The organism is Streptosporangium sp. NBC_01810, from assembly GCF_035917355.1.
GTDB lineage: Bacteria > Actinomycetota > Actinomycetes > Streptosporangiales > Streptosporangiaceae > Streptosporangium.
Genome location: NZ_CP109070.1, coordinates 491,078 through 517,197 on the forward strand (window position 1 = coordinate 491,078; position 26,120 = coordinate 517,197).

The following is a 26,120-nucleotide window of genomic DNA, read 5'->3' on the forward strand; positions in this document are numbered from 1 at the left end:
GCTTGACCCCACCCCCGGCGTACTTCCCTCAGGCCGGAGAGCAGGCTCTCACCGGCATCCGCGTGGTCTTCCCCGCGGCGCTCGGCCCGGTACCGTTCGCGGCGATGCTGCTCGCGGACCTGGGTGCCGAGGTGATCCGGATCGACCGCGCCGGAGCCGCCGGGGTGATCGACACCGCGCCGGCCGACGACCCGCGCACCCGTGGCCAGCGCTCGATCGGGATCGATCTGAAACACCCGGAGGGATGCGCGATCGCGGCCCGGCTCGCGGCCTCCGCGGACGTCCTCCTCGAGGGGATGCGCCCGGGGGCGATGGAGCGCCTGCGCCTGGGGCCGGCGGATCTGCATGCGGTCAATCCGCGGCTGATCTACGGCCGGGCGACCGGCTGGGGGCAGGACGGACCGCTGGCCCAGACCGTCGGACACGACATCAACTACATCGCGCGTTCCGGGGCGCTGCACCCGATCGGCGACCCCGACCGACCGCCCGCGGTCCCGCTGAACCTCGTGGCCGACTTCGGCGGCGGTGGCGCCTACCTCGCGCTCGGCGTGCTCGCGGCGCTCATGCAGCGCGAGCGGACCGGGCGGGGTCAGGTGATCGACTGCGCGATGGTGGACGGCGCGGCGTCCCTGACCACGATGATCCACGCCATGCTCGGCTCCGGCGCCTGGCGCCCGGAGCGCGGCGCCAACCTGCTGGACGGGGCCGCTCCCTTTTACCGCACCTACCGCACGGCCGACGGCCGGTACGTCGCGGTGGGCGCGATCGAGCCCGCCTTCTACCGCGCGCTGCTGGACGGACTCGGCCTCGAGCCGGCCCAGTGGCCGCAGCACGACCGGTCCTGCTGGGCCGGGCAGCGGGCCGCGCTGGCAGAGATCTTCGCCTCTCGGACCCGGGCCGAATGGGTGGAGCGGTTTCGCGGGAGCGACGCCTGCGTGACCGCGGTCTCCACGCCGGACGAGGCGGTCGCCGACCCCGAGCTCGCCGTGCGCGGCGTCTTCGTCGACTGGGACGGCGTGCCGCAGCCGGCGCCCGCGCCGCGGCTCTCGGCGAGTCCCGCGGTCGCCCGGCCCCGGTGCGGGCAGGCGGCGGACACCGCCGAGCTGCTCGCGGAGCTGGGTCTGGGCGAGGACGAGGTCGACGCGCTCTGCGCCGCCCGCGCGGTCTTCCGGGCACCCGCGCGTCCTTGACCCCGATAGCCAGGCGCTCGTACACTATAAAGAATACGGTTCTCCATAGTGAATGAGTGCGTGATGACTCTCCCTTCACACTCCGACCGCGGCGGCGCCGTGGAGTACGCCGGGTTCGACGTTTCGGTCATTGACCGCGTTCTCGTCGTCCGGCTCGACCGGCCCGAGGTCGGCAACGCCCTGAGCCGCCGGATGCGCGAGCCGATGGCGCGCATCTGGGCGCGCGTCAACGAGGACGACGAGCTCCGCGCCGTGGTGGTGACCGGCGCGGGCGACCGGCACTTCTGCACCGGCGCCGACGTCAAGGAGATCGCCGAGACCGGTGAGGTCCCGTCCGCGGCCGCCGCGCAGGAGCCGATCGTCTGGTCGCCCCTGGCAAGCGGCGTCCGCAAGCCGGTGATCTGCGCGGTCAACGGCATCGCGGCCGGAGGCGGCCTGCACTTCGTCGTCGACGCCGACGTGGTGATCGCCGCCGAGCACGCCGCCTTCCTGGACACCCATGTCAGTGTCGGCCAGGTCGGGGCGGTCGAGAACATCGGCCTGACCCATCGGCTGCCCTTCGGGACCGCGATGCGGATGACCCTCCAGGGCTCCTCCTTCCGGCTCGACGCGGCCCGGGCGCACGCGCTCGGACTGGTCGAGGAGGTGGTCCCCGCCGCCGACCTGGAGTCGACCGCGCTGCACGTGGCCTCCTGCATCGCCGCGAACTCGCCGCGCGCCGTCGAGTTGTCCCGCGCTCTGCTTTGGGACTCGCTGGGCCGTCGGCCCCACGACGCCGCGGAGGATGCCTGGCGCCTGGCTCAGCGGCACTGGTCGCACCCCGACTTTCTCGAGGGCGCCCGTGCCTTCGCCGAGAAGCGGCCGGCGCGGTGGACGGTGGGGTCATGACCGCTGAGCTCGCCGACGTCGACGCGTTCCGGGCCGAGGTCCGGGCACTGCTGGGCGAGATCGGCGACGGTCTCGACCCACGTCAGTTCTTTCACGGCCGAGGCGGCCCGACGCGGGCGCTCTACCGTGAGCTCGGCCGGCGCGGCTGGCTCTCGCTGGGCTGGCCCGGTGAGGACGGCGCCGCCCCGGAGACGCTCGCCCACGAGTTCGCGCTCTGGGACGAGCTCGCCTACGCCCGCGCCGCGCGCCCCGATCTCGCCGCCGGCATCGTCGCCAAGACTCTCGTCGTGCACGGCACCGCGGACCAGAAGGCGCGCTTCCTCCCCGGCATCGCGCTCGGCGACATCTCCTTCGCGCTCGGCTACTCCGAGCCGGAGGCAGGCTCGGACCTGCGCGGGGTGCGTACCCGGGCGGTCCGCGACGGTGGCGTCTACCGGGTCACCGGGGAGAAGCGCTGGACCTCCGACGCCCACCACTCCGACTACCTCTGGCTGCTGTGCCGGGCCGACGGGGTGGCCGACGGCGACCCGCACACGCTGCTCGTCCTCGACCTGCGAGCCGTCGGCGTCGACATCAGGCCGATCGAGACCATCGACGGGCACCGCCTCAACGAGGTCTTCCTCGACGACGTGGTCGTGCCGGTGACCGACCGGGTCGGTGAGGAGGGTCAGGCCTGGAGGCTGATCCGGGAGGCGCTGGCGGTCGAACGTCACCTGATGGTGCTGCCCGGCCGGGTCCGCCGCGACCTGGAGAGCCTGGTGGGCTGGGCGCGGGAGCAGGACGTCCTCGACGACCCGCTTCTGCGGGACCGGATCGAGCAACTCGCGGTCGACGTCCAGGCCGTCGAGGTGCTGGCCGCCGAGGCGCTGGCGCGCACCCTGGAAGGCGCCGACTGCACCGCGGAGGCCGCGCGCGTGAAGCTGGTGGGTTCGCGGGCGACCCAGGAGATCGCACGGGCCGCGCTGGAGCTCGGCTACCTGGAGGCCACCCGCCGCGAGGACGACCTGGCCTTCCTGTGGCGCGAGTCGATGATGGAAACCCTGGCCGGCGGTACGTCGGAGATCATGCGCGGCGTGCTGGCGCGCGCCGAGTTCGGGCTCGGTGGCCGATGACCGGCTCGTTCGTGGAGGTGGTGCGTCGGCATGCGCTGCAGACCCCGCAGGCGCCCGCGGTCACCGACCCGGCGACCGCGTGGAGCTGGGCGGATTTGTGGCGGCGCGCGCACCAGATCGGCGGCGCGCTGGCGGACCGCGGCATCGGGCCCGGCGACCGGGTGGGGACCGCGATGGACCCGGGAGCCGAGCACCTCGCGGTCCTGATCGGGATCATGGCCGGCGGCGCGACCGCGGCGCCGCTGAACGTCAAGCTCGCACCTGCCGAGCTCGCGCGGTACCTGGACGCGGTCCGGCCGTCCGCGATCGTGGTCGGCGACGGACATCGCCCGCAGACGCGGGTGCCGTCGTACCTGAGTGGCGAGCTCGTCGGCGCGGCCGCGTCCTGGCAGCACCACCGGACGCCCGGCGACGCGCCGACAATCGTCTTCGGGACCGGCGGGACGACGGGGACGCCTCGCGGCGCGGTCTGGTCGACGGCCGGGCTCGCCGACTACCTGGCCTGCAGCGCGCTCGCCCTCGAAGCGCGCCGGACCGACACCGAGCTGTTCTTCGCGCCGTTCTTCCACATCGCGCTCGCCACCTGCGCGCTCTCGACGCTGTACGTCGGAGGCGGTCTGGTGGTCGAGCCGCGCTTCGACGCCGGCCGGGCGGTGGACCTGCTTCTCACGGGCCGGGCGAACCGGCTGTTCGGCCCTCCGACCGCGCTCAACCGGATACTCGACCATCCCGCGTTCGACTCGTCCCGTACCGGACACATCCGCACCGTGCTCTTCGGCTCGACCGCCTCCGAGCCCGACCTGCCCGAGCGGCTCGGCCGCGGCTTCGGCCACGCCACCCTGATCACCGGCTACGGCGCCACCGAATTCGGCGCGGTGGCGCGGCTGCGTTCCTGGGAGAACGGAGGGAGGATGAGCGGGATCGGCTGGCCGGTTCCCGGCGCCGAGCTGCGGATCGTCTCCGCAGCCGGTGAGCCGGTCGCGGCAGGCGAGGTCGGTGAGCTGGTGGTGCGCGCGCCGTGGCAGATGGCGGGCTACCTCGTCGACGGGGTACCGCAGCCGGTGCCGGAGGAGGGAGTGCGCTCGGGCGACCTGGCCGCCCGCGCCCCGGACGGCAGCATCGAACTGCGCGGCCGGCTCAAGGAGCTGATCATCACCGGCGGCGAGAACGTCTTCCCCATCGAGGTGGAGCGGGTGCTGTGCGAGCACCCGGACGTGGCGCAGGCCGCCGTCGTCGGCGTTTCCGATCCCGGCTGGGGCGAGCGGGTCGAGGCGGTGGTGGTTCCCGCGGCAGGGTCCACCGGCGCTCTGGTCGGCGACCTGGACCGCCACTGCCGGGAACGGCTGGCCGGGTACAAGGTGCCCAAGCGGATCGTCGTCCGCGACGCGATGCCGCTGACCACGGCGATGAAAATCGACAAGCTCACGCTGAAGAGGTGGCTCGATGAGCACTGACTGGCCCTACTCCCAGGAACAGCGCGATTTCCAGCGCACGTTGGCGCGCATCCTGTCCGAGCTGCCCGAACCCGAGCCGAGGCCGATCTTCCCCCGGAACCGATGGACCGCGATCGCCGAGGCGGGGGCGCTGGGGCTCACCGCGCCCGACCTCGGTGCCGGCGCCCTGGACGTGGTCGCGGCCGGCGACGCGCTCGGCCAGGGCGGCTGCCCGGGCCCGTGGTGGCAGACCCTGCTGACCCTGGACGCGCTGCCGGCCGAGGACGCCGAGGCGGCGATGGCCGGCGCGCTGGTGCTGACCGCCGGCACCGCGACCGCGATGCCGTGGGGCGCGAGCGCCGACCGGATCTTCGAGCTGGGCCGGTACGACGAGGACGGCTGGCGGGTCCGGCCGGTGGCGCTCGGCGAGGTGCGCGAGGACTGGGTCTCGCTCGGCCACGAGCCGGTCGTCGCCGCAGAGCTCGTACCCGCGAGCCCCGAGGTGCTGGTCGGGCCGCGTACGGCGCTGCTGGCCCGGCTCGGTCTGGCCGCCTATCTGGCGGGCGCGGGCCAGCGCGTGCTGTCCGATGTCGTCGCCTACGCCGGACAGCGCACCCAGTTCCGGACCCGGATCGGCGACTTCACGGCGGTCGCCCACCCGCTGGCCGAGATCGACGCGCAGGTGCGGGCGGCGACGCTGCTGACGCGCCGGGCGGCCGACGCGCTCGACGACGCCGACGACCCGCGTGCGGCCGAGATCGACGTGCACGCCGCGCTGCGCGCCGCGGCGCGCTCCTCCCGGCAGGCGGTCTACCAGGCGCACCAGACCTACGGCGCGATCGGCTTTTCGCTCGAGGGCCCACTGTCCTGGCTCGGCCAGCGGGTCGCGCAGCTGGCCACCGAGGCCGAGAGGTTCGCTCGGCAGGTCAGGCTGGTACCGGCCGCCTGAGCCGAGCCGAACCGGCGACCGAACCGGCGACCGAACCGGCGACGAGGCGCGACCGTATCGGTCGCGCCTCGTCGTCGGTTCGGTCTCGTCCGGGTCAGCGCGGTGCCATCCGGATCGCGCCGTCGAGCCGGATCGTCTCCCCGTTGAGGTAGCCGTTGGAGAGGAGCTGGAGGGCGAGCTCGGCGTACTCGGCCGGATCGCCCAGCCGCTTGGGGTAGGGCACCGTCGCGGACAGTGCGGCGCGGGTCGACTCCGGCAGCCGAGCCAGCATGGGCGTGTCGAAGATGCCGGGCGCGATCGCGTTGACCCGGACCCCGTGGGAGGCCAGGTCACGGGCGGCCACCAGCACCATCCCGTGCACGCCGGCCTTGGACGCCGAGTACGACGTCTGTCCGATCTGGCCGTCGAAAGCGGCCACCGAGGCGGTCAGCACGATCGCCCCCCTCTCGCCGTCGACGAGGTCGTTGCGGCTGAGGCGCTGCGCGGCCAGCCGGAGCACGTTGTAGGTGCCGATGAGGTTGGTACGCACGACGTCGCCGAACGACTCCAGCGAGCCGGGCTGTCCGCCGCGGTCGAGGATCCGTACCCGGTCGCCGCCGCGCCCGGCGCAGTGGACCACCCCGTGCACGGCACCGTAGCGCTCCTGTGCGGCGTCGAAGACCGCGGTCATGGCCGTCTCATCGGTGATGTCGGCCTTGACGAACGGGATCGCGGTCGCGTCCGCCTCCTGCGGGCGCAGGTCGGTCCCGACCACGTTGGCGCCGCGGGTGAGCAGCAGATCGGCGGTGGCCCGCCCGAGACCGGAGGCGGCCCCGGTGACGACGATGGTGGACGACTCGATCTTCACACTGTGTCCTAATCAGTTCTGGGAGTAAGCCATCCGGCGGAACTCCGGGTCGGTAACCGCCGCAGGTGAGCGCTCTGATGTTCTGGGCGCGCCTACCACGACCGGCGACGCGCCCGTGGGTCCGGCCACGACGCCGCTCATGACCAGCGCTCGACGAGCGTGGCGTTGGCCATCCCGCCGGCCTCGCACATGGTCTGCAGACCGAAGCGGAGGTCGCGGTCGCGGAGGTGGTGCACGAGGCGGGTCATCAGGATGGCGCCGGACCCGCCGAGCGGGTGCCCGACCGCGATGGCGCCGCCGAGCGGATTGACCCGGGCCGGGTCGGCGCCGGTCTCCCGCTGCCAGGCGGCGACCACCGAGGCGAACGCCTCGTTCACCTCGAACGCGTCGATGTCGCCGATGCCGAGACCGGCGCGGGCGAGCAGCTTCCGGGTGGCGGGGATCGGCGCGGTGAGCATGGTGACCGGGTCGTCGCCGATGACCACGCCGTGCCGGAACGCGGCCAGCGGGCGCAGTCCAAGCTCGGCCGCCTTGCGGTCGGTCATGATCAGCAGCGCCGCGGCGCCGTCGGAGATCTGCGAGGCGTTGCCGGCCGTGACGACGCCGTCGTCGCGGAAGGCCGGCTTGAGGCCGGCGAGCTTCTCCGCTGAGGTGTCCCGGCGGATGCCCTCGTCGACGGCGAGAGAGCCCTCGGGGAGGTCGACCACCGCGAGCTGGTCCTTGAAGGCGCCGACGTCGGTGGCGGCGGCGGCCCGCTCGTGCGAGCGGAGGGAGAGCTCGTCGAGCTCGTTCCGGCTCAGGCTCCAGCGCTGGGCGATGGTCTCCGCGCCGAGGCCCTGGCTGAAGGTGTCGGTGCCGTAGCGGGCCCGTACCCGCGGCCCGTACGGGTTGCCGACCGCGCGCGCGGATCCGATCGGTACCGTCGACATCGACTCGACGCCGCCGGCGATCACGACGTCCTGCTGTCCGGAGACCACGGCGGCGGCCGCGAAGTGGAGCGCCTGCTGGCTGGAGCCGCACGCGCGGTCGACGGTGGTCCCCGGAACCGTCTCCGGCCAGCCGGCGGCGAGCGCGCCGAGGCGGCCGACGTTGCTCGACTGGGCGCCGATCTGGGTGACGCAGCCCCAGACGACGTCGTCGACGTGGGCCGGGTCGAGACCGTTGCGCTCGAGGATCTCGGTCAGCACGTGCGCAGTCAGGTCCACCGGGTGGACGCCCGCCAGGGAGCCGTTGCGGCGTCCGATCGGGGTGCGTACCGCATCGACGATGACAGCTGTGGCGCTCATGCAGACCCTCTCGACAAGGCTGTTCTGTATATTGTTCTATGTTCTTACTGGTGAACACATTAGAGCAAGGACGCCGGATGTCAATTGTGTTGAACACCGAGGAGCGGGACCTCCAGCAGGCGTTGCGCCGCTACCTCGACACCAAGATCGCACCGCTCGTCGCGGAGTACGAGAAGCGCCGCGAGTTCCCTTGGGACCTGCTCGGGGAGCTCTACGAGTTCGGGTACGTCCGCGGCGCGGTCGCCCGTGAGCACGGCGGCGACCAGGTGAGCGCGATGGTGCAGGCCATCCTCATGGAGGAAGCCGGTCGCTGCTGGGGCTCGCTGCGGACCACGGTGAACGTCCAGGGCATGGTCGCGATGCTGCTCAGCCGGGTCGGCACCGCCGCGCAGCGCGCCCGCTTCCTGGATCCGATGCTGGCCGCGTCCCGGTTCGGCTGGTTCGCGCTCACCGAGGCGGAGGCCGGCTCCGACGCCGGCGCGCTGCGCAGCACCGGCCGCCGCGAGGGCGACTCGTTCGTGCTCAACGGCCGCAAGATCTACATCACCAACGCGCTGCATTCCGAATTCGGGATTCTGCTGGCGCGCCAGCTCGACGAGGACGGCACCGACCGCGGGGTCTCGGCGTTCCTGGTCGACGCGGCCGAGTCGCCGTACGACGTCCACGACATCGCGCACATGCCGGTGCGCAGCACCACCAGCTGCGAGCTCGTCTTCGACGATGTCCGGATCCCCGCCGAGAACCTGCTCGGTGAGCCCGGCTCCGGGTTCGGGCTCGCGATGGCCGCGGTCAACCAGGGGCGGCTGAACATGGCGATGGGCGCGGTCGGCCTCTCCCAGGCGTGCTTGGAGGCGGCGGTCAAGTTCAGCCGGGAGCGCAGCCAGTTCGGCAAGAGCCTGGCCGAGTTCCAACTGGTCCAGCAGATGGTGGTCGACATCGCCGTCGGCACCCAGACCGCCCGGCTCCTCGGGTACGACGCCGCCCGCGTGCTCGACGCCGGCGGGGACGGGCGCTTCGAGTGCTCGATGGCGAAGTACTACTGCGGCGAGACCGCCGGACGCAGCGCGACGCTGGCGCTGCAGGTGCACGGCGGCGCCGGCCTGATGGAGGAGTTCCCCGTCGAGCGGTACTTCCGCGACGCTCGTGAGGCGACGATCCCGGAGGGCACCTCGCAGATCCAGGTTCTGCAGATGGGCAAGCACCTCCTCGGCCGATCCGCGCTGCGATGAGCGGGCCGCTGAGGCTGTCGGTGGTGCTGCCGCTCGGCGGCGAGCTGCCGCGGCTGCTGGAGACGGCGATCGCGATGGAACGGGCCGGCGTCGACGTGCTCGCCGTACCGGAGGCCTACAGCATGGACTGTGTCAGCCTGCTGGGGTTCCTGGCGGCGCACACGAGCCGGGTCGAACTGGCCAGCCAGATCCTGCCGATCTACTCCCGCACCCCGGCGCTGCTGGCGATGACGGCGGCCGGGCTCGACCGGGTCAGCCAGGGACGGTTCCGGCTCGGCCTCGGCGCCTCGGGACCACAGGTGATCGAGGGCTGGCACGGTGTCCGCTTCGACCGGTCGCCGGCCCGCACCCGTGAGATCGTCGCGGTGTGCCGCCGGGTGTGGCGCCGCGAACCGTTGTCCCACGACGGCGACCTGTATCCGCTGCCGCTGCCGAAGGGGCGCGGCGGCAGCGGCCTGGGCAAACCGCTGACCCTGATCGAGCGACCGGTGCGCGACCGGATCCCGATCTACCTGGCGGCGCTCGGACCCCGCAGCGTGGAACTGACCGCCGAGATCGCCGAGGGGTGGATCCCGTTCGTCTATGTCCCCGAACTCGCCGACCGGGTCTGGGCGGAGCCGCTGGCGCGCGGCCGGGAACGGCGGGACCCGGCGCTCGGGCCACTGCAGGTCTCGGCCGGCGGGCCGTTCGCGATCACCGATGCCCCGTGGCCGCTGCGTGACCTGGGACGGGAGCGGCTGGCGCTGTACGTCGGCGGTATGGGCGCTCGTGGCGCGAACTACTACCACGCGGTCGCCTCGGCGTACGGATTCGCGGACGAGGCCGACCGGGTCCAGGAGCTGTACCTGGCCGGGCGCAAGCCCGAGGCCGCGGCCGCGGTCCCCGCGGGACTGCTGGAGGGCACCTCACTGATCGGGGACGAGGACTACCTGAGGGCGCGGCTGCGCGCCTACGTCGACGCCGGCGTGACGACCCTGCAGATCGACCCGGTGGGCCCGCGGCCGCTGGCCGACATCGCCCGGCTGCGGGAGCTCGTCGATGCCCTGTGACTGCTCAGAGAACGGGCTTTGCAAGTCGTTGACGTGCTCCTGCGCCATGGATTACGGTACACAGAACGTTGTTCTCACATGAGAACAATCCAGATCCTGGAACTGCACATGATGGAGGCTCGCCATGGCGAATAGAACTCGAATTCTGGGGGTGAGCCTAGCTGCGGCCGTGCTGTCCCTTTCAGTCACAGCCTGCAGCGACTCCCCGGAGAGCGGAGGCGACATCGTCATCGGCATGATCGAAGACACCGCAGGTGGCATCGCCGCGACGTCCGCCGAGGCGACCCTGGGGATCGAGCTGGCGCTGTCGGAGATCAACGCCGGTGGCGGGGTCGACGGGAAGAAGCTGAAGCTGGTCCGGTTCAGCGACGGCGGCGAGCCCAGCCAGTCGCCGGCGCTGGTGCGCAAGCTGATCAACGCGGACGCCCGGATCATCTTGATGAACTCCGGTTCCGCGTCGGCGGCGCAGGTCAAGCCGGTCGTCCAGCAGGAGCACATCGCGACGATCTCGCCGACCAACATCCTCGGTGCGATCGCGCAGCCGCCGAACCACACCTACTCCTACATCCTGGCCAACCCGGTGACCGACGTGGGCACCGTCTACGGCGCCGCCTTCACCAAGGCCGGTTACAAGCGGGTGGCCGTGCTCACCGACGACTCCCCGACGATGGCGGGCCTCAACGACGCGCTGCTGCCGACCCTGGAGAAGGCGGGCGTGAACCTGGTCGCCAAGGAGAAGGCGCCGATGAACGCCACCGACGTCACCGCCCAGGTCAGCCGGCTGAGCGAGTCCAAGCCGGACGCGGTGCTGGTCTCCTCGCTCGGCGGTCAGCTGGAGGTGCTGTTCCAGAACGCCCTCAAGCAGGCGCTGCCGAGCACCCCGCGGTTCTCGCTCGCCTCGATCGGCAACCAGCCCGAAACCTGGGCGCTGGCCAAGCCGGGAACCCTGGACGGCCTGGTCTACGCGAGCGCGATCTCCTCGCAGAACACCCGGTCCAACGAGCTCATCACCAAGCTGAAGGCCCGTTACGGCGCCAAGTTCAAGGCGCTCACGGCGTTCTCGGCGCAGGGCTACGACAGCGTGCACCTGGCCGCGAAGGTGCTCAAGGACGCCGGCTCCGGCGCCGACTCGAAGGCGATCAACGCCGCGCTGCAGAAGATCTCCGGCTTCGACGCCAGCTTCGGTGGCGCCGGGTTCACGATGTCGTTCAGCGGTGACAAGCACATCGGCTCCGACGGGCTGTGCGGTATCGTGCTGCGCACCTTCGACGCCCAGAACCAGCCCGGGCAGAACTGGGCCGCATACCAGCCGAGCTGCAACTGATGGCCGGCCGGCCACTGGTGGTGATCACGGGCGGCGCCCGCGGAATCGGACGCACCCTCGCCGAGGCGTGGGTCGCCGACGGCGCCCGGGTGGCGCTCGCGGACCTCGACCTCGACCAGGCCGAGGCCACCGCCGCCGAGCTCGGTCGCGACGTCGCCCGCGGGGTGCGCTGCGACGTCGGGGACGACGAGTCGGTCCAGTCGGCGATCGAGGAGATCGCCGACTGGGCCGGCCGGATCGACTGCCTGGTCAACAACGCCGGGTTGCACCTGATGGCCTGGTCCCGCCCGGCCACCGAGATCGACAGTGCCGGCTGGATGTCCATCCTGTCGGTCAACGTCGTCGGCCTGGTCCGGTGCGCCCGTAGCGCCCGTCCTTGGCTGGCCCGGTCCCCGAACGCCAGCATCATCAACGTCTCGTCCGTGTCCGGCATGGTGCCGCGGGACGTGTACGGAGTGACGAAGCTGGCCGTGCGCGGTGTGACCACTGCGCTCGCCGCCGAGCTCGCCGCCGACGGGATCCGGGTCAACTGCGTGGCGCCCGGACCGATGGACACCGACTCCGCGATGGCCGACCTGCCGTCGGCGCTGCTGGAGGACTTCATCTCGACCAAGCAGTTGATCGCGCGACAGGGCCGGACAGCGGACCTGGTCGGCCCCGCGCTGTTCCTCGCCTCGGAGGCCGCCGCCTTCGTCACCGGCGAGACCCTCATCGTCGGCGGCGGCTTCCCGCTGCGGATCTGACCCCCCTGTCCTCGAACGAGAACCAAGAGAACCGAGAGAAACGAAGGAATCATGAGCTGGCAGCTGCACCACGTCAACATCCCCGCCCACGACGTCCGGGCGATGGTCCGCTTCTACCAGAGCGTCTTCGGCATGAACGAGATCCAGTTCCCCTGGTCCGGCGATGGCAAGCAGGGCCAACTCGAGACCGGGAGCGACTTCGTCGCGCTGTTCGAGGACGGCAACGGTCGCCAGATCCATGTCTGCAAGCCGACCCCGTCACTGCCCTGGGACAACGACCTGCGACTGCACCCGGTCATCAACGGCCACATCGCCATCCAGGTCGACGACATCAAGGGCGTCATGCAGCGCCTCACCGAGCAGGGCGTGCCCTTCAACGACGCCGGCACCTGGTCCTACAAGGGTTTCCACCAGCTCTACACCTACGACCCGTCGATGAACGTCGTCGAGGTGAACCAGCGGGTCGAGTGATCCGCACGCGCTGAGAGACGGAGAAGGAGTCCCCATGCCTGTCGAGCTCGTCATCCCCACGCTGGAGACGGGGTGTTTCCTGGGCCTGATCGCGTTGGCCCTGTTCATGGTCAAGGAGAGCGCCGCACTGTTCAACTTCGCCGTCGGCGGCCTGGTGGTCGTCGGGGGGATGGTCAGCTCGGCGCTCACGGTCGGCGCCGGTCTGCCGCTGGTGCTCGGCGTGCTGGTCGGGGTGGTGTCCGGCGCCGTGCTCGGCCTGTGCATCGAGGTGCTGGTGGTGGCCCCGCTGGTCAAGCCCGGTGGGGGTGAGGACCACCACGTGGTGATGGCGCTGGTGGCCGGTCTCTTCGCCGTGCAGCAGATGGCCGGGGTCGCCTTCGGCAAGTCGGCGCTGCCGGGGGTGACCTGGGTGAACGGAGATGTGCTCGAGTTGGGCAAGCTCGTGATCAGCGCACAGGCGCTTATCGAGATCGCGGTCACCGTCGCCCTGTTCGCCGCCGTCGGGCTGCTCCTGCGTCGTACCAAGCTCGGGCGGCAGTTCCGCTCGATCGGCGACAACACGCAGGCCGCGACCATGCTCGGGATGCCGGTACGGCGGATCCGGCTGCTCGCATTCGCCGCGTCCGGCCTGTTCGCGGGGCTGGCCGGCGCGCTGTTCGCCAACCGTGCGGGGGTCGCGTTCACCAGCGCGCTGCAGTTCACCCTGTTCGGGTTCCTCGCCTTCGTGATCGGCGGCGCGGCCAACGTCTGGGGGCCGCTCGCCGGAGGGCTCGGCCTGGCCTTCCTGCAGGCGCTGGCCATCTACCACTTCGGTCCCGCGGCGCTGAGCTACGTGACCTTCGCCGCCGCAGCGATCTTCTTCGCGCTGCGCCCGGAGGGAATCTTCGTCAAGCGGGTGCGCGCATGAGCCGGCTTAGTCGTTTGAGTCGGCTTAGTCGTTGGCGGACGCCCATCGCGTTCGCGGTGCTGATGCTGGTCGTGGTGTGGGTCGGCCAGAACGGCTACCGCCAGGACCTGGCGATCCTCATGGTCACCTACGGCATGATCAGCCTCGGTCTGTACAGCCACTACATCATGGGCAACTCGATGTCGGTCGCCTACAACGCCTACGTCGCGATCGGCGGCTACGCACTGGGCATTCTGTGCGTGCGCACCAACCTGTCGCTGTTCCTGGCGCTGCCGATCGGGATCGTGATCTCGGCGGCGGTCGCGGTGCTGCTCGGGCTGACGACGTACAAGCTCTCCGGCTTCTACCTGGCCGCGGTCACCCTGCTGTTCGGCGAGGCGTTCACGGCCTGGCTGGTGGACAGCACCGACCTCACCGGCGGCCCGGCCGGGGTGGTGCTGACCCGGGGGCTGACCGTGTTCGGCCACGAGGTCACCCGCCAGCAGTTGGTGGTCGCCGCGTTGCTGACCCTCTTCCTGGCGGCCTGGGGGCTGGACCGACTGCGCACCTCGCCGTTCGGGATCGCGTTGCGGGCCAAGGGCGAGGCGGCCCGTGCCGTCGAGTCCTCGGGCGTTTCGACGCGAGCGCTGACGTTGATCTCGCTCGGTATCGGCGCCGCCCTCGGCTCCGTCGGCGGGTGGTACTTCGCCGCGGTGAACCTGTCGATGCTGCCCGAGTCGGTGCCGCTCTCAGTCGCCTTCGTGGCGTTGTTCATCCCATTCCTCGGCGGCTACCAGTCGCCATGGGGATCGGTGGCCGGGGCGGTGATCGTCACCCAGCTGACCTTCAACCTGACCTGGTTCCAGGACACCGGCACGCTCGCGTTCGCGGTCGCCGTGCTGTTGGTGCTGATCTTCGCGCGGCGGGGCCTGCTCGGTCTGCTCGACGATGTCCTGGCGGGACTGACCCGGCTAGGTCGCAAGGAGGGGAGGGACCATGTCCAGCCTGGCGCTTAGCTGTCAGGGCCTGCACAAGGCGTACGGCGGCGTGCGTGCGGTCCACGACGTCAGCTTCCACGTGTGCAGTGGTGAGGTGGTCGGCCTGGTCGGGCCGAACGGCGCCGGGAAGAGCACGGTCGTCGACCTGATCAGCGGCGAGCAGTCCGCGGACACCGGCCAGGTCCTGGTCGCCGACCGGGTGCTGAGCGGGCCCGCGGCCCGGCGGGCCAAGCGGGCGAAGCTGGCGCGTACCTTCCAGTACCCGCAGATCGCACACGAGCTCACCGCGCTGGAGAACGTGCTGATCGGCGCCTACGCGACGACGTTCACCGGACCGCTCTCGTTCGCCGCGACGCTGATCCACGGACTGCTCGACCCGCGCGCGGAGCGGCTGCGGCGCCGCGCCGAGGAGGTGGCCGGCTCGCTCAGTCTCCGCGACCTCGACCGTCCCGCCTCGGAGCTCACCCTGGGTGAGCTCCGCCTCTTGGAGGCGGCGCGCGCGCTCAGCCAGGATCCGGAGGTGGTGCTCCTCGATGAGCCGTTCGCCGGGCTGGACGCCGACGGCATCCAGGGACTCTCCCGCGCGATCCGCACGATGGCCGACGCCGGTTGCGCGGTGCTGCTGGTGGACCACAACATCGACATCGTGGTCTCCCTTGTCAACCGGGTGGTGCTCATGGCGCACGGTGAGGTGCGCTTCGACGGAGACCCGGCCGAGTGCATGGCGAGCGCGGAGATGAAGGAGGTGTACTTCGGTGACGACTGAGAACGATCGGGTGGCCCTGGAGGTGCGCGATCTCAGAGTCGGCTACGGCAAGGCGGTGGCCCTCAACCTCGCCGGTCAGGCACTCGTCGTCCCCACCGGCGGTGTGACGCTACTGCTCGGCGCCAACGGTGCCGGCAAGTCGTCGCTGGTGAACGCGGCGTACGGGGCGGTGCGCAGCACGGGCGTGGTGCTGCTCGACGGTGAGGACGTCTCGGCCACGAGCGCGGTCGACCGGGCACGCCGAGGGATGGCGCTGGTCCCGCAGGGGCGGCAGCTGTTCCCCCGCATGACGGTCCGGGAGAACCTTCAGGTGATGGCGGAGATGCTGGACCTCCCGGACGCGGCGGTGGAGCGGGGGATCGAGCGGTTCGAGCCGCTGCGCCGTGGCGTGAACAAATCCGCCGGCGTGCTCAGCGGCGGCGAGCAGCAGATGCTGGCGATTTCGCGGGCGTTGCTCAACGAGCCGCGAGTCCTCCTGCTCGACGAGCTCTCGACCGGGCTGGCACCGGTGATCGTCAGCGAGCTGCTCGACCTCCTGACCGGTCTGGCCGAGGAGGGGGTGGCATCGTTGCTCACCAGCCCGACCAGCACGCGACTGCTCCGCTATGTCGACAGCGGCTACGTGCTGGTCCGCGGTGGCGTCTACGCCGGACCGCTCGCTCCGGACGACCTCGAGGCCGCCTACGCCGAGGCGCTCGGCAGCGTGCAGCGCAACGTGCGCGACGGCTCCGTCGCCGGACACCGGATCTGAGGCCGGTCGATGCGGACGGAGACGGGACCCCCGACTGTCGGTGTCGTCGGGCTCGGGGCGATGGGCGGAAAGCTCGCCGACCGCCTGGCGACCACCGGTTGGCCGGTGCTCGGCCACGACCCTTTCGGGGGCACCACGCAGGCCCACCGTGTGGACAGCCTGGCCGCGCTGGCCGAGGCGGCGTCCGTGCTCCTGCTCGTCCTCCCCACGCCGCCGACGGTGCGCGGCGTCATCGGGGAGCTCGCGCCGCTCTTGGGCCCGAACCACTTACTGGTGAACCACTCCACGGTCGCGGTGCAGGACGCTGTCGCGCTCGGCTCACTCGCCGAGACCGGCTGCCGGGTGCTCGACGCGCCGTTCTCGGGCGGCACCGAGTCGGCGGTGGCCGGGACGCTGACGGTCTTCGCCGGAGGTGACCGGAGCGCGCTGCTCACGGCCGAGCCGGTGCTCGCGGCGTACGCGTCCCGCGTGGTGGCATGCGGCGCGCTCGGAGCAGGGACGACCGTGAAGCTCCTGCACCAGCACCTGGTCGCGGCGCACGTCGTCGCGGCGGCCGAGATGTTCCGGCTGGCGGCGTCGGCGGGTCTGGCGGAGACCACGATTGCCGAGCTGCTGGCGGGGACGGCAGCCGACTCCACGATGCTCCAGGTCCTCGTCGCGCGGCTGGTGGAGGAGCCGGGGACCGTGCGCGGCAGTACCCGGATCCTGCACAAGGATGTGACCCTGGTCGCCGAACTCGCCGAGAGTCTCGGCGCGCGGCCGGATCTGCTCCCCGCGATCCGGCAGGTCCTGGAGCGTCACCTCGACGGTGTCAGCGCCGATGTGGACATCGCCGCGCTCGCACGCGACGGCTGAGTTCGACATCGACCCCGATGAACCACTCCTGGCCGAACTCCGCGAACGCCGGCTCACCGCTGACCCGGGAGAGCTTTTTCCGAGGCCGACCCGAGAGAAGCGCCGCCGAACTCAATCGACGTGTGAACGCGATCCTTCGGGCCGGTCGGCCGTGAGCATCAACGGGGTGTCGACCCCGTTCTGGGAGCCCGCCTCGGCGAGGAAGGCGGCCAGCCATCCCAGGGCGTCCAGTGACCACTCGGCGAGGATGCCGCGGAACGTGGCCCGGTGCCGGGCGGGCCCGCGCCACAGCTCGTCGATGACGGCGGGTTTCAGGACCGTGTCGTCGTCGGTCAGGGAGAACGAGTCGCACGAGAAGACGTCCTGCGTGAAACCCCGCATCCACCGGAGCATCTCGGGCGCCGCCGAGCGGATGGACGGCTCCTGTCCGCCGTCCAACGTCACCCGCACCGGCGTTCTCAGCCGCGGGTCAACGTCGGCGAACCAGCCGGCCTCCTGGAGCAGGGGTATCACACCCCTCACCCGCGACGACGCGTCGAGGCTCTGCACCGGCAGCAGGAGCTGAACCGCTCGCAGGCGCGGAGTGCCGATACGCGCCACCACGTCCCCCGCACATGAGAGGAACGCCTGAACCGGCAACGGCAGGCCGTCGGGAACCGGTTCGGTCAACGACACCTGAAACCACGCGATACGTGACGGATCCGACCCGGAATCCGGACCATGCCCGGCGTCGTTCATCCCCCAGAGGCCGCCGGACGCGTTCTCGGTGGCTTCGGTGAGCCATCCCATCGCGGACGACCGCGCGACGAACAGGCTGTACGCGTCCGAGGAGGCGACGTGAGGATCTCGCCACGGATGTGACACCAGCTCGCCGTGCAGAGCCGCGAACATGGTGCTGTCGGGTCTGATGCTCACGTCGCCCTCTTCCGCTATCGCCTGCAGTAGATGTTCCGGCTCGGTGTGTAGAGCTTGCCCGGGTCGTCGGCCAGACCGACCAGGTCCACGTCGACGACGCTACGCCATCCCGTCAGGCTGTTGCTGTTACAGCCGCCGCGTCCGGTCGCGCGGTTGCCGGCGCCGCCGCCGGATCGCACCGTCGCACGGCCCACCGTACCGGCGTTTCTCCAGCTGCCGTCGGAGTAGTACTGCTGTAGCTGCACCGTGACGACCGCCAGGGTGGCGTTGCAGTTGCCGTTGACCCACCAGCCGTGCCCGGAGGCCTCGAAGGCGGACGAGGAGACGTGGACGTAGTCCCCCGCGGTGTTGAAGACGCACAGCGCCCGGGTGTTCGCTGTGGAACCGGTGTTCTCCAGGGTCGCCTCGCCCCCTGCGGGAGCCCGACCGGTATCGGGAGCCGGAGCGGGGGCGGGAGGGGGTGCGAGGACGGACTTCGACGGAACCGCGATCGCCGCGGTCTGCGACATCCCGAGGAGCGCTGCGCTTACGATGCCAGCCGTCATGGAGATCTTGCGGAGTGATTGACGCATGATCGTACCTCCGTGCTGAGTCGAGTCGAGCGGGGGCAGAGGCCGTTGTGTGAATCTTGTCCGGCGGTTGGAAATGTGCACGGTGCTGATCTCACGTGATGGCGCCAGACATTGGTAAACGTGTCATTTACGCTCTGCCGTGTCAATGGAAAAAGAATTATCGGCGGCGTTTCGATAGCTGCTCGATCTGCGATTCACGAACATAGGCGGACAATCCGCCGAATAATTATTTATTTCCTGCTAAAGCCCATCAAGGGTCCCATGTTTTCGTGGGTGATAATTCATGACAGGGCTCAGGAAGGCGGCCGTCGTACGGTCAGACAGCCCGCGCTCCCGGGCAGCAGCGGACGGACCTGGTCCGGCGTCGCCGCGTTGTCCAGGACGATCAGCAACCGGCGGCCGGCCAGCCGCGAGCGGTAGAGCGCGGCGGCGGCGTCGGGATCCTGCGGCACGGAATGGGCGCGGACGCCGAGAGCGACCAGGAAACGGTGCAGGGCCTCCTGGACGGTGACCGGCTCTCCCGGGTCGTAGCCGCGGAGATTGATGTAAAGCTGCCCGTCGGGAAAGCGGTCCCGAACCTGATAGGCCCAGCGCAGCGCGAGTGATGTCTTCCCCACGCCCGCGGTTCCAGCGATCACGCACACCGAGATGACGCGCGGATCACTGTCTTCGCCGATCAGAACCGTGTTCAGCTCTTCGAACTCGCCGGTGCGGTTGACGAACCCGCGCACATCGGCCGGTAGCTGCCGTGGGGTGAGGTTCGCGGGGCCGCTCCGGTCCGGTCTGCCATGTTCGTGGAAATGGACTCCGCCACTGACGTCCCTGGCCTGTACGACATCACGCGAGGACCCCGACAGTTCGGAATGCGAACCGCCGGGGTTCTTCTCGTCTTCTCCGGGCTTTTTACGCCTACTCCGTCTTCGTCGTGGGCGAGGGAAGGTGTGCCACCTCGCGGTCGAAGTAGGACATCACATCTTCACCGACCTCGTAGAGGCTTTTGATGTATTTCTCCCAGCCTCCGATGAGACCGGGGTCGGTGTAGCGAACCGCGCCGTTCGGGACGCCGGTTTCGGTGTAGAGAACGTGGTAGAGAGTTCGGCCGCCGAGGATGACCACTTCCGGCAGTGGAGTGGTCCTCTCCGAGGCCGCCACCTTTTCCACGCCGACCACGCGGACCCGCTCACCGCATTCGGCACGCAGCCGCAGCGAGTACAGCTCCCACCGCATATATGGCGTGAGCGGCGTCTCGACCACGCGTACCCGGTGGAAGAAGGAACCGCGGCGCTCGTCCTCCCGGGTGACCGCGAGCAGGTCGTCTCGCCTTTCATCGAGAAGCCGCAGCGCTTCCTCCCAGTCACCTCGGCGAAACGCGTCACGGCTGGGACTGCCCTGTTCCTCGAAGTGCTGCCGCCGCTCGAACTTCCAGGAGTCCCGGTTGCGAATCTGCGCATCCCGTTGCCGGAAGTCGCGTCGGTAGGCGTCCCTGACGAGTCTTTCGCCCTGCGCGGGAACAAGGAAGGGCGCGCGGGGATCAAGCATCGGCGATGTCCGCCTTCGCCGCGCTGAGCATGATGCCCGGGATGACGACCAGTCGTTCATCCGGGGCGAGGGACACGCCCTCCGGCAGGCGAGGGCTGTAGGCGGCGGTGAGGTCCCTGCCGATCACCGCGATGTCACCGTTGTCGAGTTGCCAGATATCTGGGCATTCGTCGCGGCCGTCCGAACGGTCTAACTCTTTGGCCGACTTCCCTAATCGCCGCTCGAACAACGCGGAAGGGTCAGCCTCCCAGGAACGAGCCATGCCCGCCTCCACTCGGCTTGGCTGTGCGTTCTACCTGTGCGGAGCATATGTTGGACGGCACTCCGGGACAACGGAATGGGTGGATTATCGCGCGAACGTGGCCGAAAAAACAAACCGCCTGTCCGAAACAGTGGACAAACGAGCTGAACGGAAGGTGTTCACAGCACCTACGCACCGATTTTCGGTGCGTAGGGTGACGAAGGTTTGACACCGAACCGGCCTCGGCCTGCCGGTCATCGATCGGGTTCGGGCCGCAGCGGATATTTTCCGGATCCGTGCTACGGCCGCGCATTCCGACATCCAGCACGTCGGTGCTTGATTCTGGTTGTCAGTGGACTTCGGAGACGTCGAGAACATCGCGCCAGGAACAGTGCGTGCGGGATTCTCTGCTGCCAGAAAGTCTCATATTTAATGAGAAGGGGGCAGAAATGCCGGTGTCATCGCCGATCAGGACTCCAGTGGCGGCGCCCGAACTGCCGATCACGGCAGATTCACGTGCGCACAATTCACGATCTACGGCTGGAGTGCGGGCCGATACAAGGGCAGCTGATCGGGATTGCCAGTCGTCTGTCGCAGGATGGTCAGTCCATCTCCTGTGCTCTGTGAGGTTTTGGAGTGCCGAAGGTGATCCCGCCTTCGATGTCCCTGGCCTGCACGGCGCTACCGTGCACGGTGCCACTGATCTCGTTGTGGACACCGCCGGGCTCGGGTTCAGGCTCGGTGTCCTTGGGAGGTGAGGAAACGGTGTCCTTGGGAGGCGAGGAAACAACGCCGAAAACCGCCAGCCCCAGCCCCAGCAGCCCGACGAAGGCGCCGAGCACGCTGGCGAGCTTGTCGGCACGATCCAGGCCGACCGCGATGAAATACCACCCCAGCGCGGCCAGTGCCGCCAGCGCCACGGTTACGCCCAACCAGATCAGTGTGCGTTTCGACATGCGTTCAGTGTCGGCCAGGTTTCAAAATGGGGGAAGCCCGCCGCGAAACTCATCGCGTCCGGCGCCCCGGTGCGTTGACCGCGATGCTCCGTCCCTCGCGAGCAGGCATCCGTTCGTCCATGGCAGGCGCTGCTTCGTCGTCCAACGGTTTCGAGGGGGCTTCCGAGATGGCTTCCGAGATGGAGTCTCCGTAGGCGTTGTCCTCCTCGGTGACGGTGGCGGGTCCGTATTATTCGTGTTGTGTTCCCAGCCGGTGGTCCTGCCCCTCACTATCACTACAACACCGATGGGCGTGTTTCCGGCCGGCCTCCCTGGTGGAACTTCCCGCTCAGCCTGATCTGGGCGCTGGCCCCGCTTTACACCCTCGGACTCACGACCCCCTTCATCATCGGACATGCCGCGGTGCGGCTGAAAAGCCGGTTCGCCGGATTCACGACCTGTGTCTACAGCGTTCTTCTGCTGGCGTTCGCCATCATTTCCGGAATTTATAGCGACAATGACCCCACGACCAAGGAGCCGGAAGTCGATGCGATCGCGGGAGTCTTGATCCTCGTGGGCTGGCTGGGCGGCACGGTGCACGCGCTCATCCTTCGGTCATCCGTCTTCCGGACTCGGCCGACGGTTCCCTTCCCTTCGGGGGCCTGGCAGTACAATCCCATGCCGCCGCCTCACTACCGGGCTCCGATGCCGCCGACCCTGCCTTACCAGGCTCCCGCGCCTCACCATGGAGCTCGGGCCTTCCGAGATGGCGACGGTCTGCCATCCGCATCCCAGCCTTACCAGGCGTCATCGATACCGACCCCGATACCGCCATCCTCCCTGTCTCAGTGGTACCCGGCAGACACCGCGTCCGGTTCTCCTCCCTTCGGCAGCATCGGGCCGTACCGGCTGGGCCAGAAGATCGGCGAATGAACCGCCGGACAGTCTCCTCGGTGAGCCTGTCGTGCCGGACACGCTTGACGGCCACCCTGCGGTTCAGGTGAAGGTCGACGCCCTGCCAGATCTCCCCCATACCGCCCCGGCCTATCGGCTGCTGTAGCTCGTAGCGCTGCGCGACCAACATGGGACTCCGATTGTCAGAGGTTGGGGCATCGGCCGCCCGTTGGGGAGATAGCCGGATCCGGATCTTACCGATGGTGCCGGTGGATCGGTCCGATAAGGGGTGCGTGGTCAGTCGTTCAGGGCGACGGTGACACCGTCGGAGAAGATGGAGTCGTGTAGTTCGATCGCCTTGATCCTGAAGTTCTTCGGGACGTCGAAGAGCAGGATCCCGTTGACCGCGTTGCCGGGGTTGATGGTGTTGAGGAAGGCGTTGGAATTCTTCAGCCCGAGGGCGGCGGCGCCGGAGTCGGGGTCGTACTGCCTGCCCTTGGTGTCGATGAGCTTCTGTGAGGAGTCGCTGAACAGCTGGGACTCCTCACCGATGTTCTTCACGGTGACGTGCACCAGGACGTATTGCCCCTGGGCATCGGATCCGACGTACTCGTCGCCGACCCGCGCGACGCCCTTCTCGACCTTGGCGACCTTGAAGGCGAACTTGCCGTCCTTGACGGTGTCGCCGATTCCCGCCGACTTGGGTTCGGTCTTCTTCGCGGGGGCGGAGGTGTCGGTGGCCGCGGTGTCGTCCGAGCTCGCTGAGTTCCCGCCGTCCTTGTCGCCTCCGCTGAGAAGGGCGCCGATCACCACCAGGCCGATCAGTACGGTGGCGCCGATGAGGAACGCGCGCAGGCAGCCGCCTCCCCTCCGTTGCACGATCACGGTCTGTGGAGGGGGCTGGGGGTAGCCGTGCTGCGGGGGTTGCGGGTTTCCGTACATGGCGGGACCTCGCTTTCCAGGGGGTGGGGGCGATTGTGCGACGCCAGTGAATCATAGTGTGAACACGATGCACAAGATTAAATCTCGTGACTGCCATGTATGCGTGTATCATCATTAATTGATGTATCTCGTTCACATCTGATTGGATCGCACTCAAGTCGCGGCAGATACCCCGGAGCGCATGTGTTGCCGCACCCCGGTGCAGGCAGGTTCAAGCAGTCAGGACGACCGCCCCGGTCACCGGACCAGAAGACGTGTCGGTTCGTTGAGCACTGAGGCCGCAGCGGAGAAGTCGGCCAGGCGGGCGGCCAGCGTCTCGACGGCTAGCCCTACCCCCGATCGTCAGTGGTGATGGGATCGTCGGATCCGTCATCTTCCTCCGCGACGGTGGGAAGCACGTACTCCTGGGCGAGTGCAGCCAGGTGCAAAGGAAGCGGTAGGGACAGGGCGTCGAGATAGTCGGCCGCCTGGCGCAATTGATGGACTGCCATGGCCAGGGCCTCGGGAGTGTCTCCTTCCTCACCGAGGGAGGCCGGGTGGCAGCCCAGAACGGTGACCTCCATGAGGGCGGGGTTCCAGGCGGGGATGTCGGTGTCGATGGTCGGCTCACCCTTGCGCTTTCCCATTCGCAGAGCACGAGGGGCGAGCTTGTCGGCCTCCACCGCGGAGGCGCGGAAGGTCCCGGCCTTGTCGGTGGTGCTGTAGAAGACCCGCGAATCAGAGGTCTCGGTCCACAGACCCGCGGCGAGGCCGTTGACCCCGGAGGGGTTGCCGATCCCCCACCACTGGGGTGTCTCGCGCCCGCTCGCGTCACGTACCCTGACCAGCCGCAGATCGGGGTCGAGCCGACCGGCCGACGCGTGGCCCGTTCTGATCAGGTCCGCTATGACCTGACCGTCCTGGAGCCAGGGCCAGTGCGCCCGGCCGTTCTGGGAGTGGGCGAGCAACAGTGTGGGGTGCCCGTGCAGGGAGCGGAGCATCTTCTGCAGGTAGCGGGCGGTCTTGGCGCGCTGTTCCTCTCTCTTGTGGTGTCGCTCCTGAAAGGTAACGCGAGGGTACGGCTGCCCGTCGGTGGGCGGCGGCGACAGGGGTATCTCCATGCCGGGTGCGTAGCCCTCGTCGACCTCGTTCGACGTGCCGGGCGCGCGGTCCCCCTCGATCTCGTCCGGCGCGTCGGGGAGCTCGGCGATCCTGGTCAGCCGTAGCAGGAACTTCGGGTAGGGAATCCAGGCGCGCTGTTCCGGGTCCCAGCCGCGGATCACGGCCTGGCCCGATCCCGGATCCGAAGGACCGACCAGGACGGTGACCGGGGCGTGCCTGGCCACCCGGGTGGGGCCGTCGGCACGGCGCTTTACCATCCACACGGCCGCGTAGTGGAGGTCGGCGGGCAGCCGATCCCCCAGCGTGTGCTCGGGCACGACCCGCACGCCGAGCTGGCGGAGTCCGTCCAGCCAGGCCGAACGGGCGCGGTACGCCGCGTTCTTCTCGGAGTTGTAGCCCCTGGCCTTTCGAGGGACGGCGGTGAACTGGGTGACCACCCCGGCGTCGGCGCAACCCAGCCGCAGCGCGAACTTGGGATCGTGGAGAGGCGTCCGGAAGTCGATCCGCCGGTCGATCTCGACCAGGGCGAGGGCGGCGGCTTCCGGGTCGGCGCCGTCGGCAGTCAGGAAGTCGGTGACGGCGGTGCGGCGGGCGGTGATGGCCGCGGCGAGAGCCCGCCCCCTGCCGCGGGGCGCCGGGTCGATGTCGAGGGAGTCGGCGAGGCCTCCCGACAACGGCAGGCACCGCAGCAGGATGGCGAGTTCGGGGGTTTCCCAGCGGAGGAGAACCGGAACTCCGGGCTTGGCCGTGTCGAAGGCCTCGGCCACGGGCGCGCCGCCGTCCCCGTCCAGGGCGAGCACCTCGGCGAGGGCCGCGATGGCCGTGTCACGCATGGTGGCGGTCTGCCACAGGAGACGGGCCTCCATGACCGGGACGCCGGTGGACGCCGTTTCCTCGTCCGAGATGGCTCGTACGGCGACCGCGAGTGCGGCGCGGCGGGCATGGGTGGTCCGCACCTCCTCGGCCTTCTTGGCGTCCCCCTGCGTCTTGGGCCGCGGGTTGGCGGGCGTGTTGGGGGAGATCCTGCTGCGCCTCAGGTCGGGGGCGCGCGTCAGCCCTTCGGGAAGCGCCTGTTCGGCCCACTCGACGATCTGTGAGCGCTGATGGGACATCAGGCCGGCCTTGACACCGTGCTGGCCCATGTGGTTGCTGTGCACCACGGAGGCGCGCACGCCGGGCCCCTCGCCGATCCACCATTCGGGTTCGGTGAGCAGCTCCGCGGGGTCGGGGAAGGGCTGCCCGAGGGCGATGCCCCGCAGGATTCCGGCGGGGCTCGTCTCGCGCCAGTCATGGGCTCGCTCGGTGCGGTCCCAGGTGAGCCGGGCCACGGCGTAACGCTCACTGGTGGGTGTTCCGGGAAGCCAGGGCACGGTCGGGCGCAAGTAGACCGAGGTGTCGCGGCGGAAGGGCAGGTGGAGGCGGCCGTTCGCGGCGGGGTGGGTGGCCCACCGCCTCAGGCCTGTGTGGACGTGCAGCCGGAGGTGCGGCGAGAACGGGGCGGTGTGCAGTGAGATGTTGATGACGACTGAGAACCACCAGGTGCGGTTCTTGACCTCGTGCGGCAGAGGTTGCGACATCAGCTCCGCGCCCTGCTGCCGAGGACCACGCGGAACGGCCCTGAACCTCAGCAAGCCGGCTCCCGTGTCGTAGGGCTCCAGGGAGAGGACGCGGCGCGCCAGATGGTCGGTGGCGAGCTGGAACTGCCTGCCGAGCGGGAGCGCGGTGCCTCCGTCGGTGGTGTCGCAGCCGAGCAGGTCCACCTCCACCTCGCGCCAGCGCGGCGGATCGGCGCGTAGTTCGGCGAGGGTCTCGACGACCCGCCCGCGGTGTTCCGGTTCCGGGCGCAGATTACGCACCCAGGCGGTGAGCAGCCGCTCGAACGCCGCGTCCGGCAGCGGGTGGGGGATGTCGGCGGGGGCGTACAGCCAGAAATCCTTCTCGTCGCCGTGCTTCTCCGAGCCTCGCCCTCGCACCACCAGGTCGGGGGCGAGGCTCTGCAGCACGCCGTCCATACGGTAGGTGGGAACAGTACGGTACGGCTCCGCCTCGGCGTCCCGGCCGGCGTCGCACAGCGCGAGCAGGCTGTCGCGCCACTGCTCGGGAAAGGGCAGGGCGCGGTACCGGGCGGTCAGCGGGGCGGTGCCTGGGGCGAGGAGGTAGGCGGCGCGGCGGATCTCGTTGTAGGTGAATCCCATCGGGGCTCC

The 26,120-nt window shown here is 69.8% G+C and carries 26 protein-coding genes; 16 read left to right on the forward strand and 10 right to left on the reverse strand.

The window, feature by feature from the left end:
• Window positions 1–2 precede the first annotated feature (2 nt).
• From OIE13_RS02285 to OIE13_RS02305, 5 genes are all read left to right on the forward strand, one after another.
• Window positions 3–1,190 carry a CaiB/BaiF CoA transferase family protein gene (locus OIE13_RS02285; RefSeq protein ID WP_326643630.1) on the forward strand — a complete coding sequence of 396 codons (1,188 nt, stop codon included), beginning with the start codon at window positions 3–5 and terminating at the stop codon, window positions 1,188–1,190.
• A 63-nt stretch (window positions 1,191–1,253) separates the two neighbouring features.
• On the forward strand, window positions 1,254–2,078 hold the full coding sequence (locus OIE13_RS02290) for an enoyl-CoA hydratase/isomerase family protein (RefSeq protein WP_326643629.1): 825 nt from the start codon (window positions 1,254–1,256) through the stop codon (window positions 2,076–2,078).
• Window positions 2,075–3,190, forward strand: coding sequence for an acyl-CoA dehydrogenase family protein (locus OIE13_RS02295; RefSeq protein WP_326643628.1), 1,116 nt, complete (start codon window positions 2,075–2,077; stop codon window positions 3,188–3,190). Before OIE13_RS02290 ends, OIE13_RS02295 begins: the two co-directional genes overlap by 4 nt.
• Window positions 3,187–4,644 (forward strand): class I adenylate-forming enzyme family protein, encoded by a 1,458-nt coding sequence (locus OIE13_RS02300; RefSeq protein WP_326829463.1) that lies wholly within the window; start codon window positions 3,187–3,189, stop codon window positions 4,642–4,644. Before OIE13_RS02295 ends, OIE13_RS02300 begins: the two co-directional genes overlap by 4 nt.
• Window positions 4,634–5,572, forward strand: coding sequence for an acyl-CoA dehydrogenase family protein (locus tag OIE13_RS02305; RefSeq protein ID WP_326829464.1), 939 nt, complete (start codon window positions 4,634–4,636; stop codon window positions 5,570–5,572). Before OIE13_RS02300 ends, OIE13_RS02305 begins: the two co-directional genes overlap by 11 nt.
• Window positions 5,573–5,666: 94 nt before the next feature.
• Here the strand turns inward: OIE13_RS02305 and OIE13_RS02310 are convergent, their stop codons facing one another.
• Both OIE13_RS02310 and OIE13_RS02315 read right to left on the reverse strand, forming a co-directional pair.
• The gene (locus OIE13_RS02310) at window positions 5,667–6,419 is read right to left on the reverse strand and encodes an SDR family oxidoreductase (protein WP_326643623.1); all 753 of its coding nucleotides are present in this window, start codon (window positions 6,417–6,419) and stop codon (window positions 5,667–5,669) included.
• A 137-nt stretch (window positions 6,420–6,556) separates the two neighbouring features.
• Window positions 6,557–7,705: a thiolase family protein gene (locus OIE13_RS02315; RefSeq protein WP_326643622.1), complete on the reverse strand. Its 1,149-nt coding sequence runs from the start codon at window positions 7,703–7,705 to the stop codon at window positions 6,557–6,559.
• Between the two features lie 77 nt (window positions 7,706–7,782).
• Between OIE13_RS02315 and OIE13_RS02320 the strand changes: the two genes are divergently transcribed.
• The 10 genes from OIE13_RS02320 (at window position 7,783) to OIE13_RS02365 (ending at window position 16,777) form a co-directional block, all read left to right on the forward strand.
• Window positions 7,783–8,934, forward strand: coding sequence for an acyl-CoA dehydrogenase family protein (locus OIE13_RS02320; RefSeq protein ID WP_326643619.1), 1,152 nt, complete (start codon window positions 7,783–7,785; stop codon window positions 8,932–8,934).
• Between the two features lie 8 nt (window positions 8,935–8,942).
• Complete coding sequence (locus OIE13_RS02325) at window positions 8,943–9,983, forward strand: LLM class F420-dependent oxidoreductase (protein ID WP_442811717.1); 1,041 nt, start codon at window positions 8,943–8,945, stop codon at window positions 9,981–9,983.
• A 235-nt stretch (window positions 9,984–10,218) separates the two neighbouring features.
• Window positions 10,219–11,307: an ABC transporter substrate-binding protein gene (locus OIE13_RS02330; RefSeq protein ID WP_326643615.1), complete on the forward strand. Its 1,089-nt coding sequence runs from the start codon at window positions 10,219–10,221 to the stop codon at window positions 11,305–11,307.
• The gene (locus OIE13_RS02335; RefSeq protein ID WP_326643613.1) at window positions 11,307–12,050 is read left to right on the forward strand and encodes an SDR family NAD(P)-dependent oxidoreductase; all 744 of its coding nucleotides are present in this window, start codon (window positions 11,307–11,309) and stop codon (window positions 12,048–12,050) included. Before OIE13_RS02330 ends, OIE13_RS02335 begins: the two co-directional genes overlap by 1 nt.
• A gap of 51 nt (window positions 12,051–12,101) precedes the next feature.
• Complete coding sequence (locus OIE13_RS02340) at window positions 12,102–12,521, forward strand: VOC family protein (protein ID WP_326643611.1); 420 nt, start codon at window positions 12,102–12,104, stop codon at window positions 12,519–12,521.
• Window positions 12,522–12,555: 34 nt separating this feature from the next.
• Window positions 12,556–13,428 carry a branched-chain amino acid ABC transporter permease gene (locus OIE13_RS02345; RefSeq protein ID WP_326643610.1) on the forward strand — a complete coding sequence of 291 codons (873 nt, stop codon included), beginning with the start codon at window positions 12,556–12,558 and terminating at the stop codon, window positions 13,426–13,428.
• 14 nt (window positions 13,429–13,442) lie between these two features.
• Window positions 13,443–14,423, forward strand: a complete 981-nt coding sequence (locus OIE13_RS02350) for a branched-chain amino acid ABC transporter permease (RefSeq protein WP_326643608.1) — start codon at window positions 13,443–13,445, stop codon at window positions 14,421–14,423.
• Window positions 14,404–15,171 (forward strand): ABC transporter ATP-binding protein, encoded by a 768-nt coding sequence (locus OIE13_RS02355; RefSeq protein ID WP_326643606.1) that lies wholly within the window; start codon window positions 14,404–14,406, stop codon window positions 15,169–15,171. The genes OIE13_RS02350 and OIE13_RS02355 overlap by 20 nt, the downstream gene beginning before the upstream one ends.
• On the forward strand, window positions 15,161–15,922 hold the full coding sequence (locus OIE13_RS02360; RefSeq protein WP_326643604.1) for an ATP-binding cassette domain-containing protein: 762 nt from the start codon (window positions 15,161–15,163) through the stop codon (window positions 15,920–15,922). The genes OIE13_RS02355 and OIE13_RS02360 overlap by 11 nt, the downstream gene beginning before the upstream one ends.
• Before the next feature lie 9 nt (window positions 15,923–15,931).
• On the forward strand, window positions 15,932–16,777 hold the full coding sequence (locus tag OIE13_RS02365; protein WP_326643602.1) for an NAD(P)-dependent oxidoreductase: 846 nt from the start codon (window positions 15,932–15,934) through the stop codon (window positions 16,775–16,777).
• 111 nt (window positions 16,778–16,888) lie between these two features.
• Here OIE13_RS02365 and OIE13_RS02370 read toward each other — a convergent pair whose 3' ends face one another.
• From OIE13_RS02370 to OIE13_RS02395, 6 genes are all read right to left on the reverse strand, one after another.
• A complete protein-coding gene (locus tag OIE13_RS02370; protein WP_326829465.1) occupies window positions 16,889–17,692 on the reverse strand; it encodes a hypothetical protein in 804 nt (267 codons plus the stop codon).
• A gap of 14 nt (window positions 17,693–17,706) precedes the next feature.
• On the reverse strand, window positions 17,707–18,264 hold the full coding sequence (locus tag OIE13_RS02375) for a hypothetical protein (RefSeq protein WP_326643599.1): 558 nt from the start codon (window positions 18,262–18,264) through the stop codon (window positions 17,707–17,709).
• A gap of 293 nt (window positions 18,265–18,557) precedes the next feature.
• A complete protein-coding gene (locus OIE13_RS02380; protein WP_326829466.1) occupies window positions 18,558–18,995 on the reverse strand; it encodes a hypothetical protein in 438 nt (145 codons plus the stop codon).
• Between the two features lie 178 nt (window positions 18,996–19,173).
• Window positions 19,174–19,803, reverse strand: a complete 630-nt coding sequence (locus OIE13_RS02385) for a DUF6879 family protein (RefSeq protein WP_326829467.1) — start codon at window positions 19,801–19,803, stop codon at window positions 19,174–19,176.
• Window positions 19,796–20,065, reverse strand: coding sequence for a hypothetical protein (locus tag OIE13_RS02390; protein WP_326643592.1), 270 nt, complete (start codon window positions 20,063–20,065; stop codon window positions 19,796–19,798). The genes OIE13_RS02385 and OIE13_RS02390 overlap by 8 nt, the downstream gene beginning before the upstream one ends.
• Before the next feature lie 581 nt (window positions 20,066–20,646).
• Window positions 20,647–21,000 carry a hypothetical protein gene (locus tag OIE13_RS02395; protein ID WP_326643591.1) on the reverse strand — a complete coding sequence of 118 codons (354 nt, stop codon included), beginning with the start codon at window positions 20,998–21,000 and terminating at the stop codon, window positions 20,647–20,649.
• Between the two features lie 240 nt (window positions 21,001–21,240).
• Here OIE13_RS02395 and OIE13_RS02400 point away from each other — a divergent pair, with 240 nt between their 5' ends.
• Window positions 21,241–21,912, forward strand: coding sequence for a hypothetical protein (locus OIE13_RS02400; protein ID WP_326643589.1), 672 nt, complete (start codon window positions 21,241–21,243; stop codon window positions 21,910–21,912).
• A gap of 258 nt (window positions 21,913–22,170) precedes the next feature.
• Here OIE13_RS02400 and OIE13_RS02405 read toward each other — a convergent pair whose 3' ends face one another.
• Together OIE13_RS02405 and OIE13_RS02410 are read right to left on the reverse strand one after the other, a co-directional pair.
• Window positions 22,171–22,815 (reverse strand): DUF4352 domain-containing protein, encoded by a 645-nt coding sequence (locus OIE13_RS02405; RefSeq protein WP_326643586.1) that lies wholly within the window; start codon window positions 22,813–22,815, stop codon window positions 22,171–22,173.
• 329 nt (window positions 22,816–23,144) lie between these two features.
• Window positions 23,145–26,111 (reverse strand): pPIWI_RE module domain-containing protein, encoded by a 2,967-nt coding sequence (locus tag OIE13_RS02410; protein WP_326829468.1) that lies wholly within the window; start codon window positions 26,109–26,111, stop codon window positions 23,145–23,147.
• Between the last annotated feature and the right edge of the window lie 9 nt (window positions 26,112–26,120).